This is a genomic window from Methylobacterium sp. WL6, from assembly GCF_008040095.1.
Lineage (GTDB): Bacteria > Pseudomonadota > Alphaproteobacteria > Rhizobiales > Beijerinckiaceae > Methylobacterium.
The window spans coordinates 1-2,545 of sequence record NZ_VRVH01000459.1; the positions used below are offsets into that span (position 1 = coordinate 1).

2 protein-coding genes are annotated in these 2,545 nt (G+C 75.4%); both read left to right on the forward strand.

Translation table 11 applies throughout. The annotated features are described in order from the left end of the window. Positions 1–2: 2 nt before the first annotated feature. Positions 3–923: a GDP-mannose 4,6-dehydratase gene (locus tag FV230_RS27170; RefSeq protein ID WP_147844584.1), complete on the forward strand. Its 921-nt coding sequence runs from the start codon at positions 3–5 to the stop codon at positions 921–923. Positions 924–966: 43 nt separating this feature from the next. Further along, entirely contained in the window at positions 967–2,397 is a 1,431-nt protein-coding gene (locus FV230_RS27175) for a phosphomannomutase (RefSeq protein WP_147844585.1), read from the forward strand. Positions 2,398–2,545: the final 148 nt, after the last annotated feature.

Here is a 2,545-nt window from a genome sequence, read left to right on the forward strand (position 1 = left end):
CGCTGGCGGCGCTGTCGGCCGGCACCGGGGCCGCGGACCGGATCCTCGGCATCGGCCGCGGCCGCCCGGCCGTCCTGCCGGAGCGGGTCGCCTACGAGACGGTCGACCTGCTGGACGAGGCGGCGCTGCACGCCAGCGTCGCCGCGTTCCGCCCGACCGACGTGCTGCACCTGGCCGCGATGGCCTCGGTGCAGCAATCGGCGGATGCGCCGGGGGAGACCTGGCGGGTCAACCTCGTCGGGCTCCTGAACCTCGCCGAGGCGGTGGCGCGATCCGCCCCCGGCGCGGGCTTCCTGTTCGTCAGCTCGGGCGAGGTCTACGGCCGAGCGTTCCTGGCCGGCCGTCCGCTGACCGAGGCGGCGGTGCCCGATCCGCAGGGGCCGTATGCCCGCTCGAAATGGTTCGGCGAGACGATCCTGCGCGACCTGCTGGGCAAGGCGGAGGTGCGGCTGGTGATCCTGCGGCCGTTCAACCAGATCGGGGCCGGCCAGGACGAGCGCTTCGTGGTGCCGTCCTTCGCCGGCCAGATCGCGCGGATCGAGGCCGGGCTGGTGGCGCCGGTGCTGGCGGTGGGCAACCTCGCGGCCGAGCGTGACTTCCTGCCGGTCGGCGACGTGGTGCGGGCCTATGTCGATCTGATCGGGCGCGGCCTGGACATCGCGGACGGGTCGGTGTTCAACGTCGCCTCGGGGCGGCCGCGCAGCATCGCCAGCATGGTGGACGACCTGCGCCGGCACGCGCGGGTGCCGTTCGAGGTCCGGGTCGCAGCCGACCGGATGCGCCCGTCGGAGATCCCGGTGGCGGCCGGCGACGCGACGCGCCTGACGGAGGCCACCGGCTGGACGCCCAAGGCCGACTGGGACGCGGCGCTCGCCGACGTGCTCGAGCATGCCAGGGCGACGCTGGGCCAATCCGCGCGGTAAGAGAATATCGTCGATGATCGGTGAGAGGCGTGGAGAGGCCGTCGTGAGCAGCCTGAAGTTCGGGACGAGCGGCCTGCGCGGCCTGGTGACGGACCTCGTCGGGTGGCCGAGCTACGCCTATGCCGGGGCATTCTTCCGCTCCGTCGGCGCGGCGTGCTGCCCGGGCCGCACCGTGGTGATCGGGCGCGACCTGCGCGACAGCAGCGCCGGCATCGCCGCCACCGTCGCCACCGCCGCCGCCGCGGCGGGCTTTGCGGCGATCGATTGCGGCGCGCTTCCGACGCCGGCCCTGGCGCTCGAGGCGATGCGGCGCGGGGCCTGCGCCCTGATGGTCACCGGCAGCCACATCCCGCAGGACCGCAACGGCCTGAAGTTCTACCGGCCCGACGGCGAGATCACCAAGGCCGACGAGGTCGCGATCCTCGCCGCCCTCGGCGACGTCGCCGCGGCCGGGACCATGGCGGCCCCCGTCGCCGCGACGCCGGACCCGGACGTGATCGACCGCTACCGACGCCGCTACGGCGACGTCTTCCCGCCCGACACCCTGAGCGGGATCCGCGTCGCCGCCTACCAGCAGAGCTCGGTCGCCCGCGACCTGCTCGCCGACCTGCTGGCGGCGTTCGGCGCCGAGGTCACGCCGATCGGCCGCTCGGAGACCTTCGTCCCGATCGACACCGAGGCCCACCGCCCGGAGGACGTCGCCTTCATCGCCGAGGTCATGGCCTCGGGCGACTTCGACGCCCTGGTCACCACCGACGGCGACGCCGACCGGCCGCTGGTCGCGGACGCCGCCGGCGGGATCGTGCGCGGCGACGTGCTCGGCCTGATCACCGCGCGCCATCTCGGCGTCGACGCGGTGGTGGTGCCCGTCACCGCCGGCTCGGCGATCGAGCAGGCCGGCGGGTTCGGGCAGGTGATGCGCACCCGCGTCGGCTCGCCCTTCGTCATCGCCGGCATGGAGCAGGCGCGGCGGGCGGGGGCGAAGGCGGTCGCCGGCTTCGAGGCGAACGGCGGCTTCCTGCTCGGCTCCGACGTCGCGGTCGGCGACAAGGTCCTGCGCGCCCTGCCGACGCGCGACGCGATGCTGCCCATCCTGGCGACGCTGGCCGCATCCCGGCAGGCGGGGCTGGCGCTGGCCGACCTCGTGGCCTCGCTGAACGTCGGCGAGATGGCGAGCGACCGGCTGCCCGACACGCCGGCCGAGCGCAGCGGCGCCCTCCTGCAAAGCCTCGGCGACGCGTCGTTCCGCCGGACCTTCCTGCAGCCGGTCGGCACCCCGGAGGCGGTCGACGCGCAGGACGGGATCCGGATCGCGCTCGGCGGCGGCCGCACGATCCACTTCCGCGCCTCGGGCAACGCCCCCGAGCTGCGGTGCTACACCGAGGCGCCGACCGCCGCGGAAGCCAAGGACCTCCTCGCCTGGGGGCTCGACGCGGCGGCGGCGGCGATGGCGGCGGGAGCCGGACGCGCGTAGCCGTCGCCCCCCCCGGGACTCAAGGGCGCGATGCCGGCCGGTCAGGCGAAGCGGATCGATGCGCCGTGCGTGCGGAAGGTGTTCCGCCCGGCGCGCTTGGCGGCGTAGAGCGCCGCGTCGGCGCGGGCGAAGGCATCCGCCGGCCCGC